Annotated in this window: 1 protein-coding gene; it reads left to right on the forward strand. The window is 65.3% G+C overall.

What is annotated here, in order from left to right; translation table 11 throughout:
* A partial coding sequence (locus HB676_RS33630; protein WP_213742821.1) for a VCBS domain-containing protein occupies positions 1–694 on the forward strand: 694 nt, incomplete at both ends.

A 694-nucleotide genomic window follows, 5' to 3' on the forward strand; every position in this document is an offset into this window, starting at 1 on the left:
CACCCATGAGGTCAGCGTTACCGTCACTGGCACCAACGATGTGCCGGTGATCAGTGGGACCGGCACCGGAGCGGTGACCGAGGACGGCACCCAGACGGCATCCGGCAAGCTTGACGCCTCGGATGCCGATATCGGCGACAGCGCGACCTGGAGCGTCGCAGACGATCATGGGTCGTACGGCGCGATCACGATCGACCAGAGCGGCCACTGGACCTACACGCTGGACAATGACTCGGCGCAGGGCCTGAAGGCGGGTGATACCCGCACGGATATCTTCCAGGTCACGGTGACCGATGGCTCTGGCGCCACCGCCACCCATGAGGTCAGCGTCACGATTGCTGGCACCAACGACGCCCCTGCCATCAGCGGCACGGCGACGGGCTCGGTCACTGAGGACGGCACCCAGACGGCATCCGGCAAGCTCGACGCCTCGGATGCCGATATCGGCGATAGCGCGACCTGGAGCGTGGCGGACGATCATGGGTCGTACGGCGCGATCACGATCGACCAGAGCGGCCACTGGACCTACACACTGGACAATGACTCGGCGCAGGGGCTGAAGGACGGGGAGACCCGCACGGATATCTTCCAGATTACGGTGACCGACAGTGCCGGGGCCATCGCCACCCATGAGGTCAGCGTCACGATTGCTGGTACCAACGATGCCCCTGTCATCAGTGGCACGGCGACGGGC

It is taken from the genome of Bradyrhizobium sp. dw_411, assembly GCF_018449695.1.
Classification (GTDB): Bacteria; Pseudomonadota; Alphaproteobacteria; order Rhizobiales; family Xanthobacteraceae; genus Bradyrhizobium.